The 22,611-nt window shown below is 38.9% G+C and carries 24 protein-coding genes and 1 pseudogene; 6 read left to right on the top strand and 19 right to left on the bottom strand.

Going from position 1 to position 22,611, the window contains the following annotated elements:
* Window positions 1-2: 2 nt before the first annotated feature.
* The 6 genes from lysA to SJPD1_RS01220 all read right to left on the bottom strand — a co-directional run bounded on the left by lysA (window position 3) and on the right by SJPD1_RS01220 (window position 5,183).
* Window positions 3-1,208, bottom strand: a complete 1,206-nt coding sequence (lysA, locus tag SJPD1_RS01245) for a diaminopimelate decarboxylase (RefSeq protein WP_096045613.1) — start codon at window positions 1,206-1,208, stop codon at window positions 3-5.
* A 97-nt stretch (window positions 1,209-1,305) separates the two neighbouring features.
* On the bottom strand, window positions 1,306-2,364 hold the full coding sequence (locus SJPD1_RS01240; protein WP_096045612.1) for an LptF/LptG family permease: 1,059 nt from the start codon (window positions 2,362-2,364) through the stop codon (window positions 1,306-1,308).
* Complete coding sequence (gene pth, locus SJPD1_RS01235) at window positions 2,361-2,936, bottom strand: aminoacyl-tRNA hydrolase (RefSeq protein WP_096045611.1); 576 nt, start codon at window positions 2,934-2,936, stop codon at window positions 2,361-2,363. The genes SJPD1_RS01240 and pth overlap by 4 nt, the downstream gene beginning before the upstream one ends.
* 9 nt (window positions 2,937-2,945) lie before the next feature.
* Window positions 2,946-3,482, bottom strand: coding sequence for a 50S ribosomal protein L25/general stress protein Ctc (locus SJPD1_RS01230; protein WP_096045610.1), 537 nt, complete (start codon window positions 3,480-3,482; stop codon window positions 2,946-2,948).
* Window positions 3,483-3,548: 66 nt separating this feature from the next.
* Entirely contained in the window at window positions 3,549-4,748 is a 1,200-nt protein-coding gene (locus tag SJPD1_RS01225; RefSeq protein ID WP_096045609.1) for a type IV pilus twitching motility protein PilT, read from the bottom strand.
* Window positions 4,749-4,760: 12 nt separating this feature from the next.
* A complete protein-coding gene (locus SJPD1_RS01220; RefSeq protein WP_245391475.1) occupies window positions 4,761-5,183 on the bottom strand; it encodes a transaldolase family protein in 423 nt (140 codons plus the stop codon).
* Window positions 5,184-5,284: 101 nt separating this feature from the next.
* On the opposite strand from SJPD1_RS01220, the gene SJPD1_RS01215 reads away from it, so the two are divergent.
* Both SJPD1_RS01215 and SJPD1_RS01210 read left to right on the top strand, forming a co-directional pair.
* Window positions 5,285-5,746, top strand: coding sequence for a transposase family protein (locus SJPD1_RS01215; protein ID WP_025343414.1), 462 nt, complete (start codon window positions 5,285-5,287; stop codon window positions 5,744-5,746).
* Window positions 5,668-6,132 (top strand): transposase family protein, encoded by a 465-nt coding sequence (locus SJPD1_RS01210; protein WP_084613060.1) that lies wholly within the window; start codon window positions 5,668-5,670, stop codon window positions 6,130-6,132. The genes SJPD1_RS01215 and SJPD1_RS01210 overlap by 79 nt, the downstream gene beginning before the upstream one ends.
* Here the strand turns inward: SJPD1_RS01210 and SJPD1_RS01205 are convergent.
* The 3 genes from SJPD1_RS01205 to SJPD1_RS01195 all read right to left on the bottom strand — a co-directional run bounded on the left by SJPD1_RS01205 (window position 6,091) and on the right by SJPD1_RS01195 (window position 7,734).
* Window positions 6,091-6,678, bottom strand: coding sequence for a transaldolase family protein (locus SJPD1_RS01205; protein WP_096045607.1), 588 nt, complete (start codon window positions 6,676-6,678; stop codon window positions 6,091-6,093). The two genes, SJPD1_RS01210 and SJPD1_RS01205, sit on opposite strands and share 42 nt — an antisense overlap.
* 12 nt (window positions 6,679-6,690) lie before the next feature.
* A complete protein-coding gene (serB, locus tag SJPD1_RS01200; RefSeq protein ID WP_096045606.1) occupies window positions 6,691-7,311 on the bottom strand; it encodes a phosphoserine phosphatase SerB in 621 nt (206 codons plus the stop codon).
* Between the two features lie 120 nt (window positions 7,312-7,431).
* The gene (locus SJPD1_RS01195) at window positions 7,432-7,734 is read right to left on the bottom strand and encodes a hypothetical protein (protein WP_096045605.1); all 303 of its coding nucleotides are present in this window, start codon (window positions 7,732-7,734) and stop codon (window positions 7,432-7,434) included.
* Window positions 7,735-7,900: 166 nt separating this feature from the next.
* Between SJPD1_RS01195 and SJPD1_RS01190 the strand changes: the two genes are divergently transcribed.
* The gene (locus SJPD1_RS01190) at window positions 7,901-8,815 is read left to right on the top strand and encodes a methylenetetrahydrofolate reductase (protein WP_096045604.1); all 915 of its coding nucleotides are present in this window, start codon (window positions 7,901-7,903) and stop codon (window positions 8,813-8,815) included.
* Window positions 8,816-8,864: 49 nt separating this feature from the next.
* Here SJPD1_RS01190 and SJPD1_RS01185 read toward each other — a convergent pair whose 3' ends face one another.
* The 7 genes and pseudogenes from SJPD1_RS01185 to lpxB form a co-directional block, all read right to left on the bottom strand.
* The gene (locus tag SJPD1_RS01185) at window positions 8,865-9,359 is read right to left on the bottom strand and encodes a chemotaxis protein CheW (RefSeq protein ID WP_096045603.1); all 495 of its coding nucleotides are present in this window, start codon (window positions 9,357-9,359) and stop codon (window positions 8,865-8,867) included.
* Window positions 9,360-9,372: 13 nt separating this feature from the next.
* A pseudogene (locus SJPD1_RS01180) lies at window positions 9,373-11,703 on the bottom strand (hybrid sensor histidine kinase/response regulator).
* Window positions 11,704-11,713: 10 nt separating this feature from the next.
* The gene (locus SJPD1_RS01175; RefSeq protein WP_096045602.1) at window positions 11,714-12,664 is read right to left on the bottom strand and encodes a chemotaxis protein; all 951 of its coding nucleotides are present in this window, start codon (window positions 12,662-12,664) and stop codon (window positions 11,714-11,716) included.
* On the bottom strand, window positions 12,657-13,391 hold the full coding sequence (locus SJPD1_RS01170) for a UDP-2,3-diacylglucosamine diphosphatase (protein ID WP_096045601.1): 735 nt from the start codon (window positions 13,389-13,391) through the stop codon (window positions 12,657-12,659). Before SJPD1_RS01170 ends, SJPD1_RS01175 begins: the two co-directional genes overlap by 8 nt.
* Window positions 13,381-14,394, bottom strand: coding sequence for an N-acetyl-gamma-glutamyl-phosphate reductase (argC, locus tag SJPD1_RS01165; protein WP_210394392.1), 1,014 nt, complete (start codon window positions 14,392-14,394; stop codon window positions 13,381-13,383). The genes SJPD1_RS01170 and argC overlap by 11 nt, the downstream gene beginning before the upstream one ends.
* Before the next feature lie 3 nt (window positions 14,395-14,397).
* Window positions 14,398-14,892, bottom strand: coding sequence for a transcription elongation factor GreA (gene greA, locus SJPD1_RS01160; protein ID WP_088437179.1), 495 nt, complete (start codon window positions 14,890-14,892; stop codon window positions 14,398-14,400).
* A 23-nt stretch (window positions 14,893-14,915) separates the two neighbouring features.
* A complete protein-coding gene (lpxB, locus tag SJPD1_RS01155) occupies window positions 14,916-15,947 on the bottom strand; it encodes a lipid-A-disaccharide synthase (RefSeq protein WP_096045600.1) in 1,032 nt (343 codons plus the stop codon).
* 154 nt (window positions 15,948-16,101) lie between these two features.
* Here lpxB and surE point away from each other — a divergent pair, with 154 nt between their 5' ends.
* The 3 genes from surE to SJPD1_RS01140 are packed head-to-tail and all read left to right on the top strand — an operon-like array spanning window position 16,102 to window position 18,221.
* A complete protein-coding gene (surE, locus tag SJPD1_RS01150; protein ID WP_096045599.1) occupies window positions 16,102-16,887 on the top strand; it encodes a 5'/3'-nucleotidase SurE in 786 nt (261 codons plus the stop codon).
* Window positions 16,887-17,531 (top strand): tRNA threonylcarbamoyladenosine dehydratase, encoded by a 645-nt coding sequence (locus SJPD1_RS01145; protein WP_096045598.1) that lies wholly within the window; start codon window positions 16,887-16,889, stop codon window positions 17,529-17,531. Before surE ends, SJPD1_RS01145 begins: the two co-directional genes overlap by 1 nt.
* Before the next feature lie 24 nt (window positions 17,532-17,555).
* The gene (locus SJPD1_RS01140; RefSeq protein ID WP_096045597.1) at window positions 17,556-18,221 is read left to right on the top strand and encodes a homing endonuclease associated repeat-containing protein; all 666 of its coding nucleotides are present in this window, start codon (window positions 17,556-17,558) and stop codon (window positions 18,219-18,221) included.
* Window positions 18,222-18,246: 25 nt separating this feature from the next.
* Here SJPD1_RS01140 and SJPD1_RS01135 read toward each other — a convergent pair whose 3' ends face one another.
* Genes SJPD1_RS01135 through carB form a run of 3 tightly spaced genes read right to left on the bottom strand, consistent with a single transcriptional unit; the run spans window position 18,247 to window position 22,574 of the window.
* Window positions 18,247-18,870 (bottom strand): hypothetical protein, encoded by a 624-nt coding sequence (locus tag SJPD1_RS01135; protein WP_096045596.1) that lies wholly within the window; start codon window positions 18,868-18,870, stop codon window positions 18,247-18,249.
* A complete protein-coding gene (locus tag SJPD1_RS01130) occupies window positions 18,870-19,310 on the bottom strand; it encodes a Sua5 YciO YrdC YwlC family protein (protein WP_096045595.1) in 441 nt (146 codons plus the stop codon). The genes SJPD1_RS01135 and SJPD1_RS01130 overlap by 1 nt, the downstream gene beginning before the upstream one ends.
* A gap of 6 nt (window positions 19,311-19,316) precedes the next feature.
* On the bottom strand, window positions 19,317-22,574 hold the full coding sequence (carB, locus tag SJPD1_RS01125; protein WP_096045594.1) for a carbamoyl-phosphate synthase large subunit: 3,258 nt from the start codon (window positions 22,572-22,574) through the stop codon (window positions 19,317-19,319).
* Window positions 22,575-22,611: the final 37 nt, after the last annotated feature.

Raw genomic sequence — 22,611 nt, 5'->3', positions numbered from 1 at the left:
ATTCATAAATATGCTTTCTCCAGAGCAATCACATCTTCAAAGCTTTCACGTTGGCGAATTAAGCGATCTTCGCCATTTTGAAGTGCAATTTCTGCAACACGTGAGCGTGTATTATAATTACTGCTCATCGTAAAGCCATACGCTCCCGCACTTTTAACAATTAAGAGATCATCATGTTCAAGAGCGGGTAATTCAATATCCTTAGCAAGAAAGTCACCACTTTCACAAATAGGCCCAACCACATCACACTTTGTTGTAGCTTTGTTTTCTTTCCCTTCCACATCAATCGCATGATAGGCATGGTAAAGGCTAGGGCGAATTAGATCATTCATCGCACCATCTACGATGACAAAGCGTTTAAAGCCATTGTTTTTTTCATACAATACGCGTGTTAAGAAGTAACCACTTTCTCCAACCAAATAACGTCCTGGTTCGCATACAAGTGTCACATCTAAACCGCTCAGCGCACTAAAAATTGACTGCGCATACTCATAAAGTGGAACCGTTGTTTCATCTTTGTACTGAATACCAATTCCACCACCCACATCAAAAAACTTAATATCAATCTTGAGCGCTTTAAGGTTACGAAGCAAGTTAGCCAGAACAAGAGCTGCTTCTTTAAATGGCTCCACTTCTGTTATTTGACTTCCAATGTGAAAATGGATACCGACAGGGTCAAGTGAACTACTATTTTTGGCATAAATATACATCCGTTTTGCACTTTCCAAATCAACACCAAATTTATTTTCATGAAGACCCGTTGAAATATACGGATGTGTTTTTGGGTCAATATTAGGATTGACACGGATACTAATGCGTGCAACCACCCCTAGTTTGGATGCAATCATCTCAACACGATTCATCTCTTCTTCACTCTCAAGATTCAGCATCAAAATATCATTTTGAAGTGCCTCTTCGATTTCATCGTCTCGTTTACCCACGCCACTAAAAATAATTTTATATTTTGGGATACCGGCAACTAAAGCGCGCTTAACTTCGCCTATAGAAACACAATCACATCCTGCACCTAGGCTTGCTATATGTTTCAACACAGAGAGATTAGAGTTTGATTTTACAGCAAAACAGATGAGAGATTTGCGTGCTTTAAAGGACTCTTTTAGTAATAAAAACTTTTGAGCAATTGTGTCAAAATCATAAACGTATAAAGGAGTACCATATTTTTGTGCTAATGCAGAGAATTTCGTCATTTTAAACCTTAAATGAGGGTATTGCAAAAGAAGACCCATTAGATAACACTATTTATCTATTCTATCAAAAAGTTTAACAAAAAATAATTAAACCTTTTTAGCGTTTGGAATAAAAATAAGCGGCAATACCAACAAGAAGTATTATAGGAAATAAAATAGCAATTTCGGAGAGTATAACGCCATTAGCCGCTAAACGACTTAATAAAAAGAGTCCACTCCAGACAACGAGAGTTACAAAAGCGAAAGAAGAAGCAACAAGTGCCATATTAAAATAACGCCCCATCATTGGCGCTTTATAATACAAAACAACGATTAAGAAAGGAGCAAAAAATGGGAAGAAAAGCTGATAAAAAAGTGTTGCTTTGATTTTACTTGTATTGACATTTTGGTTATCAAAAAAACGTAAGGCATCTATACCATCGCTAATAGAAAGGGCATATTCACTTTGATATACATTATCCATAATTTTAGGTTTAAAATTTTCCATCATTTTCAATTTTTCAACATTTTCAATACGAAAACCTTCGTCATCTAATGAAGAAACTTTGGGCTTATGGGTAATGCTCACATGTTCCAAAATCCAATGATTATCAACAAAAGTAGCTACGGAAGCGCGAATTACTTTCGTTAAATCAACGTTATCAACTTCAAAGATAGTCACATCATACGCTACTTGCTTTAGAGGATCAAGTTTTTTGAAATAAATATATTGATTGTTGTTTTTTAAGAATAGATCTTCGGCGCTATTGGAAATACTGTTGTATTTTTTAAGATTAGAACTATATTCATAAGCGTATGCAAATTCTGTACAATTGAGTCCAATATAAGAAAGTGTCAAGACTAAGGAAGTAATAAAAAACGGTTTAACAAGAGAACGTTTACTAATACTTGAAGCATACATACAGATAAGTTCATTTGACTTAATCATGCCAAAATAAGTTACAATCATACCAAAAACGATAGAAAGAGGAAGCACGTAATTGACAGCATTCATGCCTTGAAAAAGTGCATAAAGAATCTGTAAATTTGCAGAATCAGGAATGTTGTTGTAGTTGGTTAGAAGATCAACGCCCACATAGAAAAGATCGAGTGCAATGAATATAACGAAGAAGTTTTTGAGATAATTTTGAATAATATATTTCTCAAAAAGTTTCATGCCTTATCCTCATCACATAGAGTTTGTTTAAGCGAGTATTGTAGCGAAACTTCTTTTAAATCCCCGGTGAGTAATGCTTTAACGCTTTTTTTTACATGTAAAAGAATTCCAGGTAAAAATTCTCTTTGACACGCTGAAAAATCAGAGAGTACATACTTGGCTACATCGCTTTTTAAAGAGGGCTTCCCAATACCAATACGTACCCTAATGTATTCAGGTCCTATATGAGCATCAATAGAGCGAAGTCCATTGTGTCCACCATGCCCACCACCTATCTTAAAGCGAAGTGTTCCAAAGGGTAAGTCTAAATCATCATGAATAACAATAATTTGATCGGGCTTAAAGTAGTCATCCACGGCACGTACACTCTCTCCAGAAAGATTCATATACGTTGCTGGTTTAAGAAGAAGCATGGAGGGGGCTTTAAAAAGCTCGCCTTTGAAATTGGCTTTGGTGATTTTTTCGCATGAAGACTGGTCATCGAGCAATGCATCGATGACCATAAAACCGACGTTATGTCGATTATTTTTATACTGTAAGTCTGGATTCCCAAGCCCTACGATCAGTGTCATGAGTTCGCGTTACTTCGCTTTAATAACTCCGGCAACAGAAACACGTGTCTCATCCATAATGGTGACGTTTGCTGGAACGGGAATATCACGGACCAAAACAGTCGCGCCTACATCAAGATTACTTACATCAATAATAAAACTATTTGGTAAGTTTTCAGCTGTACATTTAACGGCTAAACGTTTTTTAGATTGGATTAGAACACCTTTGTTTTTTGTACCTACGGGAATACCTTCAAGAAGAACAGGGACTAAATATTTACTTAAAACACCTGGGAGTGCAATACGTAAATCGACATGTAAAAGGTTGCTATTTACAGGGTCTCTTTGATAATCTTGGATCACAACATTGTACTCTTTACCAGCAACTTTTACTGGGAAAATAAGAGTCTCTTTGTTCTTTGCTGCTTTGATGAATTCGTTTGCTTTAAATGCAGCATTGATGTTTTGTTCACCCTTACCGTAAATATTAGCAATTAGATATCCATCTCTACGAAGCGCTTTAGTAGCCTTTTTTTCGATACTATCTCTAATGATGCCTTCTAACATAGTTTTCCTTTATAAAAAATAAGGGGCTAATTGTACAAAATTGAACCTAAAAGATGTATAAATCTTTTATTGTTTTAAACCAATAATGTCTTTATCATTTTCTTTAAGCTCTTTAAGACTGACCCTTACAGTTTCTTTGCGTGTCTCTTTTTGGCTTTTATCGGCATCGTAAAAATCCAAAGCCATTGTAATATCATTGCGGCTGGTAGAACTTTGGATGGCTTCTTCACGCGCAATTTTGCCTTCTGCATATAATCCTAAAAGAGCTTGATCAAATGTTTGTGTTTTATAAACATCTTTCCCCTCTTTAATAGCATCAGGGATTTCACCTTCTCGATCTTCTAAAATCAGTGCTTCAATTCTCGCATTTTTGACCAAGATCTCAACGGCAGCAGTTCGTCCATGATCGACTGTTTTAACCAACCGTTGTGCAATAACCCCTTGTAAAACAGATGCTAATGACATCTTAATGCGGTTTTGTTCACTTCCCGGAAACATACCAATAATACGTCCTATAGTCTCTTTTGCGTCCACCGTATGCAACGTGGAGAGCACTAAGTGACCTGTTTCTGCCGCATGCATCGCTGTTTCAATCGTTTCAAGGTCTCTCATCTCACCGACTAAAATAACATCGGGATCTTCACGCAGTGCTGCACGTAAAGCATCCGAAAACGAAATAGCATCTTGACCAATCGCACGTTGGTTCACCACACATAGTTCGTCTTTATAAATAAACTCCACAGGATCTTCAATCGTAATAATATGTTTTTTTTGTGTTTTATTGATGCGATTAATCATGGAAGCCAGTGTGGTTGTTTTACCTGATCCCGTAGGACCTGTCACTAAGATAAGTCCACGAGGAAGATCACAAAGTGTATTAATAATAGTAGGTAAATGAAGGGATTCTATGGTTGGAAGTACCATCGGAATTGTTCTAAAAACCGCTGAGACACCATCTACTTGAAAAAACATATTGACACGAAATCGGTACTCATCGTTGAGTTTAAACGTAAAGTCAATATTTTTTTTCTCAACCAATTCAGGGAAACGACTTCGAAGAAGCTCTTTTGCTAATGTAAGACCATCCTGATACGCAAGAACCTCTCTAGAAAAAGAGACAATTTCACCGTTGATTCGCCCGCGAATCGTCGTTCCCGTTTTTACATGTAAATCACTTCCGCGATGCTCTACCAATTTACTCAAATAAAATTTGAGCTTTTTGGTCATCTCAAACGTAAGTTCGCTAACATTTACCCCGTTTTGCATCGGATTTCCTTGCTATTTTAGTTCGTCTAAAATCTCCACAAAAGCATCTTTAAAGGCACTTAACCCTTCATCCATTAACTCATCGCATACGGCATTCATATCAACGCCATTTGCTGCAAGTGAGTGAAAAAAGTTTTCAATCCAATCAGAACGTAATTCAATAGATTCACACTCTTTAGAAGAGCCAATAAAAGCTTTAATCGTTCCTAATGGTGCTGTATTAATCGAATTTGGAAGCAATAATTCGCGAATATAATAATCAGGGCTTAATTCATCACCTTTAACACCGGTGCTAGCAAACAATGCTCTTACATTTGGCAACTGTGCATTTTGAATAAGCTCATATGCTCTCATTGCGTTCATAATCCCCACGCGTGAAAGAACAAAATCAATTTTTTTGAAGTGTTCATCCAGTTTGCGATCAAATCGACTCACAAAGATACTAATCACCGCTTGAGGAAGTTTTTTAGTCCCTTTTTTTACTAGACATCTTGCAAAACTCAAATAAAAGGCACTAAAAATGCTTGGCAAGAGGCATGAAAAAATATGAACAAATGCAAAAGCATAAACCCAAAGATTTTAAGCGCCATATTGGCGTTAATGAAGAGACATTTAACGCAATGATAGAGGTGTTTAGGCAATACGATGAGAATCGTAAAAAAGGATTAGGTGTAGGAGGGAGGAGATCTCTTTCACCAGAAAATAAAGTACTTTTGATGCTTGGCTATTATCGTGAGTATCGCACCCTTGAACATATTGGATTTGATTATGGTGTGAGTGAATCAACGGCTTCAAGGATTGTATGTGAAGTAGAAGAAGTGTTGATTAAGTCTGGTAGATTTTCATTGCCAAGCAAGAGAGAACTCTATAAAAGTGATGTTGCCCTCTCTTTTGTTGTCATTGATGCGACAGAAACGCCTTGTCAAAGACCCAAAAAAAGCAAAGAGAGTACTACTCAGGTAAGCAAAAGCGTCATACCCTTAAAGGACAGATTGTGATTGATAAAGAGGAGAGGATTATGTGTGTGCATACCGCTAAAGGTACGACACATGATTTTAGACTGTTTCAAGAATCTAATCTCCCCTTGATGCCCAAGACCTGTGTTTATGTTGATTTGGGATATCTGGGTATTGCCAAAGAACATAGCCATTGTCAAATTCCCCATAAAGCCTCCAAACTTCATCCTTTGAGTGAGGAGCAAAAAGAGGAAAACAGACAAAAAGCAAGTGCTAGAATATGTGTTGAACATGTGAATGCTAAAATCAAAACATTTCAGATACTCACCCAAAAATACAGAAACAGAAGAAAACGATTCAATCTACGCTTTAATTTGATATGTGGATTAATCAACTTTGACCGTGGTTTTGCTGTGGAATACAAATGAGTTTTGCAAGATGTCTACTAAAGTTTCATTCGCACGCGTAAATGCCTCTAGACAATATTTCGTCTGGATGTCAGAAAAAATCAATGTTGCATTGACGTTAATCCCTTCGCTTAAGAGTACTTCCATCGCAATAAAACCCTCTTCTGTTGCGGGAACTTTGATCATAACATTCGGATATCCAATGGCTTTAAAAAGACGTTTTCCCTCTTCAATGGTTGCTTCTGCATCATCACATAAGAAAGGATCAACCTCAATGCTGATAAAACCATCATCATCTTTTTCATAAAGAGGCAAGAGCTTTTTAGCTGCACGTTGAATATCTCCAATCGCTAGTGCTTCATACATCTCTTTAGCAGATTTGCCATGAAGCTTTGCCTTATCCTCCGCATACGCAGGTGAGCCTAAAAAAGCAGACTTAAAAATTGAAGGATTACTGGTGGCCGCATTAACAATCTTTTTCTCAATCAAATCACCAAATTCACCCTCTAAAAAACTTCGCTCAACAAAATCACACCATAATGAAAATTTAATATCATTCTTATACATTAGTTCACTCTTTTAAATAAATTGGAGAAGATGACGCATATCTTTCTCATCGATCACAACGTTGGCCGCATTTTTTAAAATGGGTTTGGCACAAAATGCCACTTTTTTGGCCGCACACTCAAACATGGAGATATCGTTCGCCCCATCCCCTACCGCAATGGTATTTTCATAGTTTACATGTAAAAGATTTTGCACGCGTTTTAGCATATCACCTTTTGAAAAACCAAACATCATATCACCACCCACAAGACCACTTAAATGACCATCGCGAGCATGTAGCACATTGGCAAAATCCGCATCAAATCCTAATATTGCCTTTGCTGGTGTCGTTGCAATACGAAAGCCCCCGCTAAAAACAACTACAGTATACCCTTTTGCTTTCAGCCCCACAATCGCCTCTTTAGCACCATTCATCAGCGGCAATGACGCACAAATTTCTTCAGCTTTTCTTGCATTCATACCTTTTAAAAGCCCAACACGGGTGGTTAAACTCTCAAAAAAATCAAGCTCTCCTCGCATGGCAGCTTCCGTTATCATCGAGACTTCTTTCTCAACACCGTGCTCTTTTGCCAAAAAATCAATGGTTTCGCCATTCATCAGTGTCGAGTCAAAATCGAAAACGCACAACTTCACGATTATCCTTTTGTAATGTATTATCTTTGGTCAATTATAGCAATATCTTGCTTAGTGAAGTTTATAGGGGAGGAGAAGGAAAGAGGGGGAGGCTAGTGATAAACTAGCCTTGAGTGTATATTAATTACTTACAGGTGGTTTAGAGGAAGCTTTCTCTGCTTTTTTTTGAGCTTTATCCGCTTCTAATTTTGCTTTGTCTGTCTGTTTTTGTTGTTTATCCGTCGCTAATTTTTGTTTATCTGTTTCAATGGCTTCTTTGTTCTTATTCACTTTATCCGTTTTGAGTTGTTTTTCATCCACTTTGATTTGTTGATTATCTGCTGCTAATTTCTGTTTATCAGCTTTCAAGTCAGTAGCGGTATCAGCAAACATCGTTGCTCCTAAAATCGATAAACCACCTAGCATAAGCACTATTTTTTTCACAGGAATACTCCTCTTTTAAATTTTAAAACAAACCTTTTTCTTTGTAAAAGATGGCTGTTTCAAAGAAAAATTGTACTCCAGAGAGATTAATGGATTGTAAACTAGTGTAGTATTTTGCACCCTGTTTAAGTTATAATACACAAAAGCTCATACCTATGGAAAAAAAATGATTGATTCTTTTATTGAAAAACTCAAATACGACACGTTCTTAACACTTGAAACAACACCTATGCACGAGCCGACATTCGAACCTATTATTGAAAAGATAGCTCAGTTTGGACTGGATAAAAAAGTAGATGGTTTTAGTACTACAGATAACCCTCTCGCGCGGCTTAAATTTAATGCTTTTTTCGGTGCACTTAAACTTCAAACTCGTTTTACTAAACCTGTCATTACTACGATGAGCATGAGAGATCGCAATAAAGTTGCTTTGCAATCTGATCTTTTAGGGGCAAATGCCTATGATTTACGAACGATCTTATGCCTCACAGGGGATCCTGCAAGTGCTAGTGATCAGCCAGCTGTTAAAGGTGTTTTTGAAGGCAATAGCACCCTTCTTTTGGAGATTATTCAATGTTTTAATGCAGGAATAGACTACTCTGGAAAGCCATTTAAAACACAGCCTAAACCTATCTACCCTTTTGCCGTCTGCAATGCACACGCCAATACTCCTAAAAATTTGATGAAAAAAATGGCAACAAAGATTGAGCACGGAGCAGTAGGAATTATCACACAACCGGTTTACAGTGTTGAAAATGCAACCATGCTTTTAGAACTTCTAAAAGATGCCAAATCAGCCGCTAATAAAGAGCAGAGTCACACACAACTTATTTTAGGATTTTTCCCGATTGTAAAACTACGTACAGCTCAATTTTTAGCTGCTCATGTGCCAGGTATTTATGTCCCACCTCTTTGGATGGAAAAGCTAGCAAAGGCTAAAAAAATCAGTGAAGAGGAAGAAAAAAAAGTAGGATTTGAACTTTCGCGCAACGCTTTTTTAGCACTTAAAAAAGTACATCCAAAAATTCATATGATGAGTGCTAACAATTTTGAGTTAGTCGCAGATTTATTGCAGTCTTAACATTACATGTAAAGGTAGCCAAATCTTTTTTGGCTACCTCTTTCTTGATTTAAAAATCTCTTTTTAAAAGTTGCTCTACTTTTAGAATGGTTAAGATATTCTCATCTCTCATACCAATTCCATAAACCATCCCTTTTTCCGCGTGAATCGTTTCAGGTGGTGGTCCAATGCGGCTACTTTTAATACGAATCGCTTCGGTCAAACGATCAATCACGAAGCCTGCAGTGTTATCTGAACCTTTCATGACTATGTAGCGTGTATCTTCAGTTACTTTTGAAGGATCCATCTTAAACTTGCTTCTTAGATCAATCAAAGGAATAACACTCCCTCTTAGATTAAAAACACCCAAAATATACGTCGGTACACTAGGTACTCTGGTATATTCGATCGGTTTGATAATCTCTTGAATACTCAAAATTGGCACGGCATACTCTTCTTGACCTATAATGAATCCAACCAATTGAATAATATCATCCTCTTTTTTGTGTGGCTCATCAACTTGTTGTTGCTGTTTTTGAAGAATTTGATTTAGTTTATCGTTCATCGCTCTGCCCCACTTATAGTTTTATATTTTTTCGCACGACACTCTCGAGGTATTCGGGAGAGTATGGTTTGGTGATGTATTCACTCATGCCTGATTCAACGCCTCTTAGCCTATCAGCTTTTGATGTACGTGATGTTACCGCAATCAATGGAAGGTTTTTATACTTCGAGTATTTACGAATTTCACCCGCAAGGGTATATCCATCCATACGTGGCATTTCAATATCAATTAAGACCGCATCAATGCTGTATTCAGCCGATTTGAGCATATTGAGTGCTTCTTGACCATTGCTGGCTTCAAGGACTTTAACGCCAATGGGTTCCATCGATTTTTTCATGATATTACGATCCATGGCACTATCATCAACCGCTAAGACAATGTAGTCACTTGGAACTGTTTTTGTTTTAACCACCGCTTCTGCACTCGCACGAATATCAACGGTGATGCCTTTTGCAAGATTCATAAGAGCTGCAACATCCACAATGAGTGTTACGCGTCCATCGCCTCTAATAGTTGCACCGGCAATGCCTTCAATGCCTTAGAGGTAATCACCAAGAGATTTAATAACAATCTCTTCCTGACCGACCAACGTGTCTACAACAACACCTAGTTTTGACTCAGCAAGTCCGATGACAACGACATACGTATGCTCGCCACCTTCATACACCTGTTTGACACCAAAGATGTCGGAAAGACGGACAAGTGAAAGAACTTCATCACGAAGTCTGAGAACATTTTTACCTTCAATCGTATAAATCTCATCCAAAGGAATACGAACCGTCTCTAAAACCGATGCTAATGGAATGGCGTAGTACTCTTCTTGAGCACCGACTAACAAGGCTTGAATGATCGCTAACGTTAGAGGAATTTTAAGTTTTATAACCGTACCATGACCGATTTCACTATCGACATCAATGATACCGTTGAGTTTTTCAATATTCGTTTTAACAACATCCATACCAACACCACGACCTGAAACATTGGTGACAACTTTAGCGGTTGAGAAGGATGGTCTAAAGACCAACGCATACGCTTCTTTATCACTCATTGCATCAGCTTCACGTTCAGTAATCATGCCTTTTTCAATCGCTTTTGTGCGAAGTAAATCAGGATCAAGCCCTTTACCATCATCGGTAATTTCAATAACAATGTGATTTCCCTCATTGTACGCTTTGAGCTGAATAAGTCCCATCTCCGATTTACCTTGAGCACGTCTCGTCGCCCCATCTTCAATACCATGATCACATGAGTTACGAATAATGTGAACAAGAGGATCACCAATCTCTTCAACAATGGATTTATCAAGCTCAGTCTCTTCACCTGAAATTTCAAGCTCAATCTGTTTTCCAAGCTCTCGTGAAAGATCGCGTACCATGCGTGGGAATTTGTTAAAGACTTTGGCAATAGGAAGCATTCTTGTTTTCATAACCGCAATTTGAAGATCGGTGGTAACAAGGGAAATAGATGAAACCACTTGATTTAACTCTTCTAAGAATTTTTCACCTTCATAGCGTTCTTCAACATCATCGTAAATTTTGAGCAATCTATTTTTACCCAAAACAAGTTCACCGATTAAGTTCATCAAGTGATCCAGTCGTTTAACCTCGACCCTGATGGTTTGCTCCATAGAACTTGCAGACTCTTTTTTAGCAGGTGCATTTTCTGCAGTGGCTCGTTTTGTAACGACTGGTTCTATAACTTTGGGTACGTCATCGTCTTCGTCATGATCTTTTAAGCTTTCAAAGGATGGCGTCGAAACAGCAGCTGCTGCTTTTGGTGCACCATTGTTTTCTCTTCGCTTACGATCTTCTTCTTTACGCATTTTCAAAAGACGTTCGATTTCGTCTTCAACTTCTTTGTCGCTGAGTTTTGAGTAGTCTGTATTATCATTCTCTTCTGACTCTGGAACGGGGGACTCATCTACAAGTTCTTGAACGGCTGTTGGAGCCACATCACCATTAGAGATAATGTCTAAACGGCGACAAATGTCTGTAATGTCAATACCTGCGGAAGTATCATTGCCACTATCACGAATGGCATGAAGCAAGCTTTTCATCAAGTCAATAGATTCCAAAACAACATCCATAACTTCTGGTGTGAGTTTTAAGTCACCATGGCGTGCTTTGTTAAGAACATCTTCCATGTGATGGGTTAAGCCAGTCAAAATATCGAAATTTAAAAAGGATGACGACCTTTTTATCGTATGTGCGACCCTAAAAATACTATTGAGGAGTTCCAAATCATCTGGATTGCCCTCTAGTTCCACTAAATTTTGATCAAGTTGTTCAATAAGTTCGAACGCTTCAACCAAAAAATCTTCTAAAATTTCTTGAATATCTTCCATCGTTCTACCCCTATTGTGCTGTTTTCACGTGTGATTTGATGACTTTAGAAACTTCTTTGTAAAAGATACCTGCATCAAATTTCGTTAAATAGGCTTCACCGCCCGCCTCTTTGCCCCTAAGTTCACTAAAATGGTCACTAATGGAAGAGTTAAAGACAATCGGAATATTTTTAAACCTTGCATCTTCTTTCACACTAGCGGCAAAGTGAAATCCATCCATCTGAGGCATTTCAACATCGCTAATAATAATTTTGACTTCATCGGTTAGATGTTCACCATAGGTTGTATAAAGATCGTTTAAGCGCTCTAAACCTTCAGAACCATCTTTCGCTTCGATTACACGCATACCCATCTTTTTAAGCGCATCGCTGACGAGCTTTCGTGCGGTCATACTATCGTCCAAAATCAAGGCTGTACCATCTACTTTGATAATAGCATTGTCTTCCACATCAATTTTAGGTTGATAAATACCGAGTGCTTGCACCACGCTTTCAAGATCCAAAATCAAAAGTACCTCATCATTTTCAATACGTGTTACACCTGTAATTTGACTTTTATCCAGTGAACCCATACCAGCAACAAATGATGCTGGCTCAATATCTTTCCAGCTGATGCGGCGAATACGTTTGGCTTCATGCACCACAAAACCGATCAAGATGTCGCTAAACTCCGTGATGATAATACGAGGTTTAATCGATCCATCATCAGGCTCTTTGATGTTCATCCATTTGGCAAGGTTAATAACAGGAATAACGATACCACGAAGATCAAAAATACCTTCGATGTATTCAGGAACACCTGGAAGTTCCGTCAAATTAGGAATTTTGATGATTTCACGTACTTTTGCAACGTTAACACCATAAATTCCCTCATAAACACCGTTCGCTTCCTTCTTAAAAATACGGAAGTCCACCAGCTCCATCTCATTGGAGCCTACTTTTAAAATACTTTCTTTAGCCATTGCAGCCCCTTAGTTGCTTTTGCGCAAATTCTGTCTCTGGCGAAGATTGTACACTAAAATAGCTTTGATTGCACGCAAAAGAAGAAAAATTGATATAATGTGTCCCAACTACCATAAAATCAGTGTTTTGATGGTAATGTCCCTCTGCAATGACATCCACTTTTGGATAAAAATGTAGCTTGCGTTGTATAAGCGTTGCAAAATGCTCAATTGGCTTGCACAACATTTTTTTGCGCTGGTTATTTTGAATCTTTTGAGAGATAAAACCTTGAAGTAATCCATCTAATACATTCAGGACGCTTAAGACACCTTGATTGCGAATCATCTTTGTATAGCACCGATGAATAAAGCCTCCATATTTATCGCCGTGCAATAAAAGACAGCTTTTGCCACTAGGAAGTTTACATGTAAAAGGTTGTTCAGCAATCGGTATCACCTTTACATAGTGAAAGAGTTTAGAGAGATCAAAGTCATGATTGCCCTCAAAATAGTAGACTTCACAGCATTTTCCAATCTCGTCAATCAGGTCAATATAGCGCTGATACTGTTTAACACCATAGTCAACACTACCCACTAAAAGGTCGAACATATCGCCCATTAAAAAGAGTTGGGGTGGAGGATTTTGTTTTACATGTAAAAGGAAATCAAAAAAGAAAGAGCGCTCAGCTGAGTCATGAGCGTCAGCAATAAAAAGCGCTCCTTCTTGGATGATAAGATTAGGGGACATAGGCGATAATAGGAATTCCTGCGGACTCTTCGAAGCCACACATCAAATTGGCATTTACCACCGCTTGTGCTGAAGCACCACGTAAAAGATTGTCGATGCTGGATGAAACAAAGAGGGACTTTCCTTTTTGACTCACGAAAATATCGCAAAAGTTTGTTCCAGCTGTTGATTTAATATCGACAGGCACTTCACGAATACGCACAAAATGCTCATTTTTATAAAAGTCCTGAAGCACGGCTTTCGCGTCAATTATATCATTCGTTTGCAAATACGAACTCACCAACATACCACGACTTACAGGCAATAAATGCGGTACAAAATTCACTTCAAACGGATGACCGCTTACCAAACGTAATTTCTCAGCGATCTCTGGCTCATGGCGATGTTTCAAAGGATTGTAAGCAAAGATATTTTCATTGATACTCACAAAATGTGCTGTAGATGTCGGTTTTTTACCTGCACCTGAGACTCCACTTTTTGCATCAATAAAGATGGGTGCATCTTTTTTAAGATAATTCAAAAACGGTAAAATCCCCAAAATCGAAGCCGTAGGATAACATCCTGGATTGGCAACCAACTTCGCTTGTTTTATTTTGGCACGATTGATTTCTGGAAGCCCATAAACAGCCTCTTTTAAATTTTCTTTATCTTCATGTTCACAGTAGTGCTCCTCATATGCCTCAAGCTCTAAACGGTAATCTGCTGAAAGGTCAACTACCTTTACATGTAACGCTAAAAGCTCCTTCGCAAAACCCATCGCCGCTTTATGGGGAAGCGCTAAAAAAGCAAGTTTGGCATGCTTGGCAACATCTCTCGCATCGGCTTTTAACACCTCTTGCTCAAAAACACCCAATAAACTAGGATGTAGTTCTGTCGCTTTCATTCCACCTTCCGTCGTTGCTATGTAAGTAATGTTAAAATGAGGATGATTGATCAAAATTTTCATCAGCTCTAAGCCCGTGTAACCGCTTACACCAATGATTGCTACATCTATTTTTGCCATACTTTATTCCTCGAATTGAATCTCGATATAAATAACTTCTAAAATCTCAAAAATCTGTTGACCAGAAGGTAACTTAATGGTGACTTCTTCACCCTCTCCATGCCCTAAAAGCTGTTGAGATAAGGGCGTATGATAGGAGATAAGCCCTCTATCAGGATTGCTCTCTGTGCTCCCAACGATGGTATAGGTCAGTTCATCGCCCGTCTCCGTATTTTCTAATTTAATGGTTGAGCCAAAACGGATTTTATCATGCTCATAGGAATTTGGATTAATAACTTGTGCACGAGAGACAAGATCACTTAGTTCTCCAATGCGCCCATCTAAAAATGCCAAATGGTCTTTCGCAGCATGGTATTCTGAGTTCTCTTTGAGATCACCATGACTTCGTGCAATATCAAGTTCAATGACTGTTTCAGGTCGTTGGCGTTTTTTTAAGTCAGATAATTCATTCGTTAATTTTTGATAACCGTATTCGGTCATCGGCTCTTTAGTACTCATTTTTAACTCCTTATATCTTTACATTATACCTTCATTATGCTTATCATTGCCTCTTGACTACCGTGGCTTAGCATTGTTCGAAGTTTTTTGGCATGGTTAAAAAATGCCTCTTTGTCCATATTTTCATAGGCTTTGAGTAGATTATCGGCAAAAACATCTTCTTGCAATAACTCTACATGTAACGGTTCCATCTTTTCAAAATCGAAAATAATATTGGCAAGTCCTACATGTTTGAGTTTTACAAATTGCTGGGCAACCCAATAATCAAACGCTTTTGCTTTATACGCCAATACAAAAGGCACACCGACAAGTGCCGCTTCCAGCGTTGCCGTTCCAGAACATACAAACGCAAACTCACTTTTTTCAAACGCTTCATAGGTATTGCGACAAATTTTAAAGTCATGAATATCACCATAAATATCCACAATTTCACGATAGTCAAAATGTGGAGGAATCACCAGCAACTTCTCTTTACCTTCTATGCGAGAAGCAACCTCTTTATAGATAGGAAAGAGACTTCGGATCTCACTTTTGCGACTACCGGGCAAAAAGGCGATCACCCCAGTCTCTTCCGCACTGAGTTTAAAAAGTGGAATTTCATCCAACAGAGGATTCCCAACATAGGTTGCCTTCGTATAAAATTGCTGTTCAAAAGGCAAAATAGATGCCAGTACATCACAATATTTTTCCACTTTTGCAACACGTTTAGGCTTCCATGCCCAGACTTGTGGCAAGATATAGTAGATAATTTCGACATTAGGATTGATCGTTTTAATGGCTTTTGCCAAAGGAATATTGAACGCTGGCGAGTCGATAAGTAGCACTTTATCCACAAAAAAGCTCATTCGTGCCATCACCTTAATGGCTCTTTTGGCTTTACGAATTTTAGGCAATGCATCTAAAAACCCCATGATTGAAAAAGCTTTGCTTGGTAGCAACGGCTTTCCAAAACGCTCATCAAAGATACCATACAATTCACACTGCTCCAGCGCACTTAAAAGAGGTTCTAAGTGTAAATTGGCGGATGGCTCTAGAGCGGAAACAAGTAATTTCAAAATCGTACCTTTTATAGTAGGTTATCAAAAAAGTCTATTCTTTAAAACGAAGTCTATACAAAAATCTCTTAAAAATAGACTTCGTTTATGAGCTAAAAAGGAAGTCTACTATAAGCCTCTTTCGTTATAATGTAACTAAAAAATAGGCATTTCAATGAAACGTATTTTAATTACCAATGACGATGGCTTTGAAAGCACGGGACTTCACGCTCTTGCTCGTGCACTTCGTCCTTTAGGACAAGTCACCATTGTAGCACCTACTTCTGAAAAATCCGCCTGCGGACACTCCCTTACGCTCACACGACCCCTTCGCTTTGTTGCGATTGGCGATGATTTTTACAAACTGGATGATGGCACGCCCACGGATTGTATTTATCTCTCACTCAACGCTCTTTTTGAAGGTGATTCCAAACCTGATTTGGTCGTCAGTGGCATTAATAAAGGCTCTAATTTAGGCGAAGACATCACCTACAGTGGTACAGCGAGTGCTGCAATGGAAGCGGCCTTGCATGGTGTTCCTGCCATTGCGATCTCGCAAGTTTACACGGGTGGGCCTCAAAACATTGAACTCACGCACGGCTATGATCTTGCAGAGCAAACCGTGTACGATCTTTCTAAACGCATCTTAGAGGGCTCTTTCCCTCTCGCGGAACGTCGCTTTTTAAATGTCAATATCCCAGCCCTCAAACCCGAAGAGTGCAAGGGCTATAAGATCACCCGTGCAGGGTATCGCATGTACGGCAATGACGCGCATCTGCACCGCAATCCACGAGGTGAAGAGTACTACTGGCTTGGTGTTCATACGCTGGAGTGGAAAAAAGGTGAGGCAGATGACTGTGACCTCAGCGCCATTGATGAAGGCTATGTCTCCATCACACCGATCAAACTCGACATGACCGCTCATGATGAACTTGAAAATTTAAAACAATGGATACAATAATGGAAGATCGTTACTCACGTGTCAGAAGAGTTTTTGGTGAAGATTTTGAAAAACTCCAAAAGGCAAAAGTCCTTCTTTTAGGTATTGGTGGAGTCGGAAGTCCATGTTTAGATGCCTTATACCGCACGGGCATTAGCGACATCACCATCGTCGATTTTGACCGCTACGACGTAACCAATCAAAACAGACAACTGGGCTCAGAAGCCGTGGGAGAAGTCAAAGTTTTACATATGGCAAGCCTTTATAAAGGCGTCACCCCTATTGAGGCAAAAGTCACCCCTGAATGGGTTGAGAGTTTTAACTTTGAACCCTATGACATCGTTATCGACGCGATCGATGATATGGAAGCCAAAATCGCCGTAGCCCACAAAGCCCACACCAAACTCCTAAGCTCCGCTGGTGGTGCTAAAAAAATCGATCCTACTAAAATTCATTACGCCCCTATTTGGGACACATATGGCGATATGCTGGCAAAAGGCTTTAGAGATGGGCTTAAAAAAACGGGCTTTCAAGGAACTTTTTTAACGGTATTTTCAGATGAAAAACCGATTTGTAAAGAGATGGGAAGTTTAATGTGTGTGACCGCTTCGTTTGGTTTGACGCTTGCTTCGTTGGCAATTCGGAAGATTACTGGGAAACTTTAAAATTTAATTTGTTGAAAGGTTTTCATGTCAAGTAAGCAAAAATTTGAATTTAGCCCTGCTAAAAATGAATTAATAACAGATGATATGATTCTTGATGATTTAAAAAATGTTGTTCAAAAACTCAATGTCATCTCTTTAACTCAAAAAATTTATACTCAATATGGACAATATGATTGTACAACGGTTAGCCGTAGATTTGGCACTTGGAATAAAGCATTGAAACTCGCAGGACTTCAACTTTCAAATGAAGTTAATATTTCAGATGAACGCCTTTTTAAAAACCTTTTGAATTTATGGGAACATCTTGGAAAACAACCAACAAGGCGAGATTTAGATAATAAAATTTCAGAATTTTCACAAAGCCCCTATAATAGACGTTTTAAATCATGGACAGATGCTTTAAAATTATTTGTAATCTGGGCAAATGATGAAGAGCTATCAGCTCCTAAAGAAAATCAAAACTTAAGCGTGAAACCAAAAAATGGGAGAGATGTGTCTTTAAGATTGAGATTTCAAGTTTTAAGACGAGATAATTTTGCATGTGTTCAATGTGGTGCTAGCCCTGCTAAAAATCCATCCGTTGAATTACATATAGATCATATTATGCCTTGGAGCAAAGGCGGAGATACAGTTTATGAAAACTTGCAAACACTATGTTCAAAATGTAATCTAGGAAAAAGTAATCTATAACTTTTTCCTTTTTAACAATATTTAATCATTCTTCCATCGCCATCATCAAAAAGCCTGTAAAGGCGGCATTGTCATCGTGGCTTATCTTCTCACCAACGTTTACTTTCATACCTTCTAAAACTTTTTTATACTTCACGTAAAATTCATAGCTCGGTTTTGGCTTATAGACTAAACCTTCTATCTCAAAAAAATTGATAATATTTTTCGTTGTTGTAGGCTTGATGAAAAACTCTTTATCTCGGTAGAAATAATACGGTATAAGTGTTACGATCGACCACTTTGCCAAACTATAAAACGAGAGCACTTCTACCAACGTCTCAAAGCCTTCTTTTGGGTCACCATAAAGCAGTTCATACAGACCAATACTGAGCATATCTCTTCGCTCCATGCGCATCGACTTAATCATATCTCTTACTTTTGGTTTTTCAAAGAGTGAGATTAGGGTCGATTTTGAGACGATTTTGGTGAAGTTTTCGCAGATGAGCTCAGGCTGTGTGAAGTTCTCTTTGGCAAATAGCTCACGGACGTGTTCGCCAATTTTGGCGGTATTATGTCGTTTGATGATGGGTAAAAGTCCTACATCCTCAAAACCTTGCGGATAGAGTTCCAAAAAATAGGCTTCTGCCTCTTTAAGTTTTTGCAGATTCATTACCGTAATTTCCTTAATTTTCGTTTTCCAAGTTTGTAAATAGTTGAGGGTTTATCTTCAAAAAAACCTTTACATGTAAAAACAATGACATCCGCTTTTTCGATTGCAAATGCTTCATCAAAGCCCTTTCCACTAGGATTAGACGAGGTGGAGTAGCTCCATTTAAATTTTTTCAAAAACTGCAAATGCTCTTCATATTTTACAACACGAATCGCCAATCCGCATGGGTAAACAAAAGTCGTTTTTTGGACTCTTCGAACACGGTTTTTATGATGTTTGGGAACTCTGGTAAAGGAACGAAGGGTGTTCAGTGAATCAACACTAATGAGAAAAGGTTTACCTTGGGGGCGGTTTTTTGTGCGAGCGAGTGCTTCAGCATTTTGGGAAAGGAACCCCACCGTTGTCTCTGTTTGCGCAAGATAAACAAGGTTGGGGTTCATGGTTTTCTAGTTTAAATAATCTTGTAAAGCACGTGGTTCAAGCGCACTTTTGTCTTGAATGTACTCTATCGCTGTCGTTGCAGCAGATGCCGCAGAGACAGTGGTAAAGTAAGGGATTTTAAAGCGAAGCACGGCTTGGCGAATTTTCTTTGCATCGTCTTTGCTGGATTTATTATCGCTCGTGTTAATCACAAGGGCAATGTCACCATTTTTGAGTTTATCTTCGATATTAGGGCGACCTTCAGAGATTTTATAAACAAACTCTGCATTCACACCGGCTTCTTGCAAGGCTTTGTGCGTTCCACCTGTTGCGATGACCTTAAAGCCAAGCGCTTCAAATTTCGTCCCGATCTCTTTGGCAAAGGATTTGTCGATGTCTACTAACGAGATAAAGACTGAACCGCTTTTGGGTAGTACGTTCGCTGAAGCGATTTGGCTTTTAGCAAATGAAGCAGGGAAGTTGCGGCTAATGCCCATAACTTCACCCGTTGATTTCATCTCAGGTCCTAAAATAAGGTCTGCGCCTTGAAGTTTATTGAACGGGAATACCGCTTCTTTCACTGCAACATGATCAAATTTTTTAGGTTTTAAGATGCCATTGCCTTCGCGTACCACGTCAAATTTGTCGTAAAAAGAAAGCGCTTCTCGGAGATTTCCTTGGAACATAACACGTGTCGCAACTTTTGCCATTGGAATACCGGTCGCTTTACTGACAAAGGGGACGGTACGGCTAGCACGAGGATTAACTTCGATCATATAGACATCGTCTTGGTAGATCGCATATTGAATGTTCATCAAACCTACAACACCAAGGTTTAGCGCGATTTGTTTGGTTTGAGATTCAATTTTACTTAAAAGTGCATCGCTAAGGCTGATAGAAGGTAATGAACAAGCACTATCTCCACTGTGAATACCCGCTTCTTCGATGTGTTGCATAATACCGCCGATATAAACCTCTTTGCCATCACAAATAGCATCAACATCCATTTCAATAGCACGATCTAAGAATTGGTCAATTAATACAGGTGAATTATGGCTCACGCTCACTGCTTCATTCATATAGGTACGTAGTTCGCTCTCATTGTAAACGATACGCATTGCACGCCCACCTAGAACGTAGCTTGGGCGCACAAGAACAGGATATCCAATCTCTTTTGCTTTTTCAATCGCCTCTTCTTCACTCGTTGCGGTTGCATTATGAGGTTGTTTGATATTATTTTCAGTGATAAATTTCGAAAATTTTTCTCTATCTTCTGCCATATCGATCACACGCGCTGTTGTGCCAATGATTTTTGCACCCATAACAGTGAGTTTTTTAGCCAATTTAAGAGGTGTTTGTCCACCAAAATGAACGATAACGCCATCTGGATTCTCTTTTTCAACCACACTTCTAACATGTTCAAAATCAATCGGTTCAAAGTAGAGAATATCGCTCGTATCATAATCAGTTGAAACGGTTTCTGGGTTGCAGTTGTACATAATGGTTTTAACACCCATGTCATTTAAGGCATATGCCGCGTGAACACAACAGTAGTCAAACTCAATGCCTTGACCAATTCTGTTTGGTCCTCCACCGATGATCATGACTTTTTTCTGTGTCTCTTTCTCTTTTACATGTAAAGGTAATTTGGTCACATTGGTCGTGGAGTAAAGGTACGGTGTCAGAGCTTTAAATTCCGCCGCACACGTGTCAACTTCATTGTATTCAAAGTCGATGCCGAGTTTATTACGTGCAAAGTAGATGTCATTGGTTGTGAGCTCTAAGTTGTCTTCTTTGTTGATCAGTTTTGCGATCATTTTGTCTGAGAAACCCATTGTTTTAGCTTTACGTAACAGTTCTTCATCGTTGAGAATAAACATATCAATTTTTGTCTCAAAATCAATAATTTCTTTAATTTGACCTAAGAACCATGGATCAATTTTACTTAGATTAAATACATCTTCAACGCTATAACCTCGACGGAATGCTTCACCCACATAGAGCACTCTATCGCAGTTTGGTCTTCTGATCTCATTTTTGAGTTTATCTTCGTCTACTTTAAGGCTCTCAAATCCACTTAAATTGGTTTCAAGAGAGCAAAGTGCTTTTTGGAATGACTCTTTGAACGTACGACCAATCGCCATAACCTCGCCCACACTCTTCATTGAAGTGGTCAGCGTTGAATCTGCCAATGGAAATTTTTCAAACGTAAAACGAGGAATCTTCGTCACGATGTAGTCAATGACTGGCTCAAAGCTTGCCGCCGTTCCTGTAATGTCATTTTTAATCTCATCGAGGGTAAAGCCAACCGCTAAAAGCGTTGCCACTTTGGCAATCGGATAACCTGTCGCTTTAGATGCAAGTGCAGAACTACGACTGACACGTGGATTCATCTCAATAACGGTCATTCTTCCTGTTTGCGGACAGATGGAAAACTGTACGTTACTTCCTCCCGTATCCACACCAATTTCACGAAGAATCGCAAATGAAGCATTTCGCATACGTTGGTACTCTTTATCAGTCAACGTTAGAGCTGGTGCAATGGTAATGGAATCCCCCGTGTGAACACCCATCGGATCAAAGTTCTCGATGGAGCAGACGATGATGCAGTTATCGGCATGATCACGGATGACTTCCATCTCGTACTCTTTCCAACCCAGCAGAGACTCTTCAATCAAAATCTCATTAATCGGGCTGGCATCAAGCCCTGCCATGGCAAGTTCTTTGAACTCATCAATGTTATAGGCAACACCGCTACCACCACCTGCTAAGGTATAAGAGGCACGAATAATCAGTGGAAATCCAATTTTATCTGCTGCCGCATACGCATCTTCTAAATTATAGGCATAGGCACTGATTGGTAAATCCATCCCAATTTTAAGCATCGCTTCTTTAAAGGCTTGTCTGTCTTCACCTTTTTTAATCGCTGCGGGATTGGCACCTAAAAATATAATATCTTTGAGCATTCCTTGGTCATGCATCGTCATCGCGACATTCAGTGCCGTTTGTCCACCCATCGTTGGAAGAATAGCATCGACTCTCTCTTTTTCAATAATACGGGCAATCACTTCAGGTGTAATAGGTTCAATATAAGTGCGATCTGCAAATTCAGGGTCTGTCATAATGGTCGCTGGATTGGAGTTAACAAGCACAACTCTGTATCCAAGCTCTTTTAAAGTTTTTGCTGCTTGCGTTCCTGAATAGTCAAATTCACATGCCTGTCCGATTACAATAGGACCTGATCCGATTAATAATATGGTTTTAATATCTTGACGTTTTGGCATCTCTTTCCTTTAATCTACATGTAGTATTCAACCCAAT

Source organism: Sulfurospirillum diekertiae, assembly GCF_002309535.1.
GTDB classification, from domain to species: Bacteria; Campylobacterota; Campylobacteria; order Campylobacterales; family Sulfurospirillaceae; genus Sulfurospirillum; species Sulfurospirillum diekertiae.
This window is presented reverse-complemented; position numbering and strand designations above follow the sequence as displayed.

Bases quoted from the DNA above. Each gene is read 5' to 3' on its own strand.
- lysA (WP_096045613.1), bottom strand. From the start codon at position 1,208: ATGACGAAATTCTCTGCATTAGCACAAAAATATGGTACTCCTTTATAC.
- SJPD1_RS01240 (WP_096045612.1), bottom strand. From the start codon at position 2,364: ATGAAACTTTTTGAGAAATATATTATTCAAAATTATCTCAAAAACTTC.
- pth (WP_096045611.1), bottom strand. From the start codon at position 2,936: ATGACACTGATCGTAGGGCTTGGGAATCCAGACTTACAGTATAAAAAT.
- SJPD1_RS01230 (WP_096045610.1), bottom strand. From the start codon at position 3,482: ATGTTAGAAGGCATCATTAGAGATAGTATCGAAAAAAAGGCTACTAAA.
- SJPD1_RS01225 (WP_096045609.1), bottom strand. From the start codon at position 4,748: ATGCAAAACGGGGTAAATGTTAGCGAACTTACGTTTGAGATGACCAAA.
- SJPD1_RS01215 (WP_025343414.1), top strand. From the start codon at position 5,285: ATGAAAAAATATGAACAAATGCAAAAGCATAAACCCAAAGATTTTAAG.
- SJPD1_RS01205 (WP_096045607.1), bottom strand. From the start codon at position 6,678: ATGTATAAGAATGATATTAAATTTTCATTATGGTGTGATTTTGTTGAG.
- SJPD1_RS01190 (WP_096045604.1), top strand. From the start codon at position 7,901: ATGATTGATTCTTTTATTGAAAAACTCAAATACGACACGTTCTTAACA.
- SJPD1_RS01185 (WP_096045603.1), bottom strand. From the start codon at position 9,359: ATGAACGATAAACTAAATCAAATTCTTCAAAAACAGCAACAACAAGTT.
- SJPD1_RS01175 (WP_096045602.1), bottom strand. From the start codon at position 12,664: ATGGCTAAAGAAAGTATTTTAAAAGTAGGCTCCAATGAGATGGAGCTG.
- SJPD1_RS01170 (WP_096045601.1), bottom strand. From the start codon at position 13,391: ATGTCCCCTAATCTTATCATCCAAGAAGGAGCGCTTTTTATTGCTGAC.
- argC (WP_210394392.1), bottom strand. From the start codon at position 14,394: ATGGCAAAAATAGATGTAGCAATCATTGGTGTAAGCGGTTACACGGGC.
- greA (WP_088437179.1), bottom strand. From the start codon at position 14,892: ATGAGTACTAAAGAGCCGATGACCGAATACGGTTATCAAAAATTAACG.
- surE (WP_096045599.1), top strand. From the start codon at position 16,102: ATGAAACGTATTTTAATTACCAATGACGATGGCTTTGAAAGCACGGGA.
- SJPD1_RS01145 (WP_096045598.1), top strand. From the start codon at position 16,887: ATGGAAGATCGTTACTCACGTGTCAGAAGAGTTTTTGGTGAAGATTTT.
- SJPD1_RS01140 (WP_096045597.1), top strand. From the start codon at position 17,556: ATGTCAAGTAAGCAAAAATTTGAATTTAGCCCTGCTAAAAATGAATTA.
- SJPD1_RS01135 (WP_096045596.1), bottom strand. From the start codon at position 18,870: ATGAATCTGCAAAAACTTAAAGAGGCAGAAGCCTATTTTTTGGAACTC.
- SJPD1_RS01130 (WP_096045595.1), bottom strand. From the start codon at position 19,310: ATGAACCCCAACCTTGTTTATCTTGCGCAAACAGAGACAACGGTGGGG.
- carB (WP_096045594.1), bottom strand. From the start codon at position 22,574: ATGCCAAAACGTCAAGATATTAAAACCATATTATTAATCGGATCAGGT.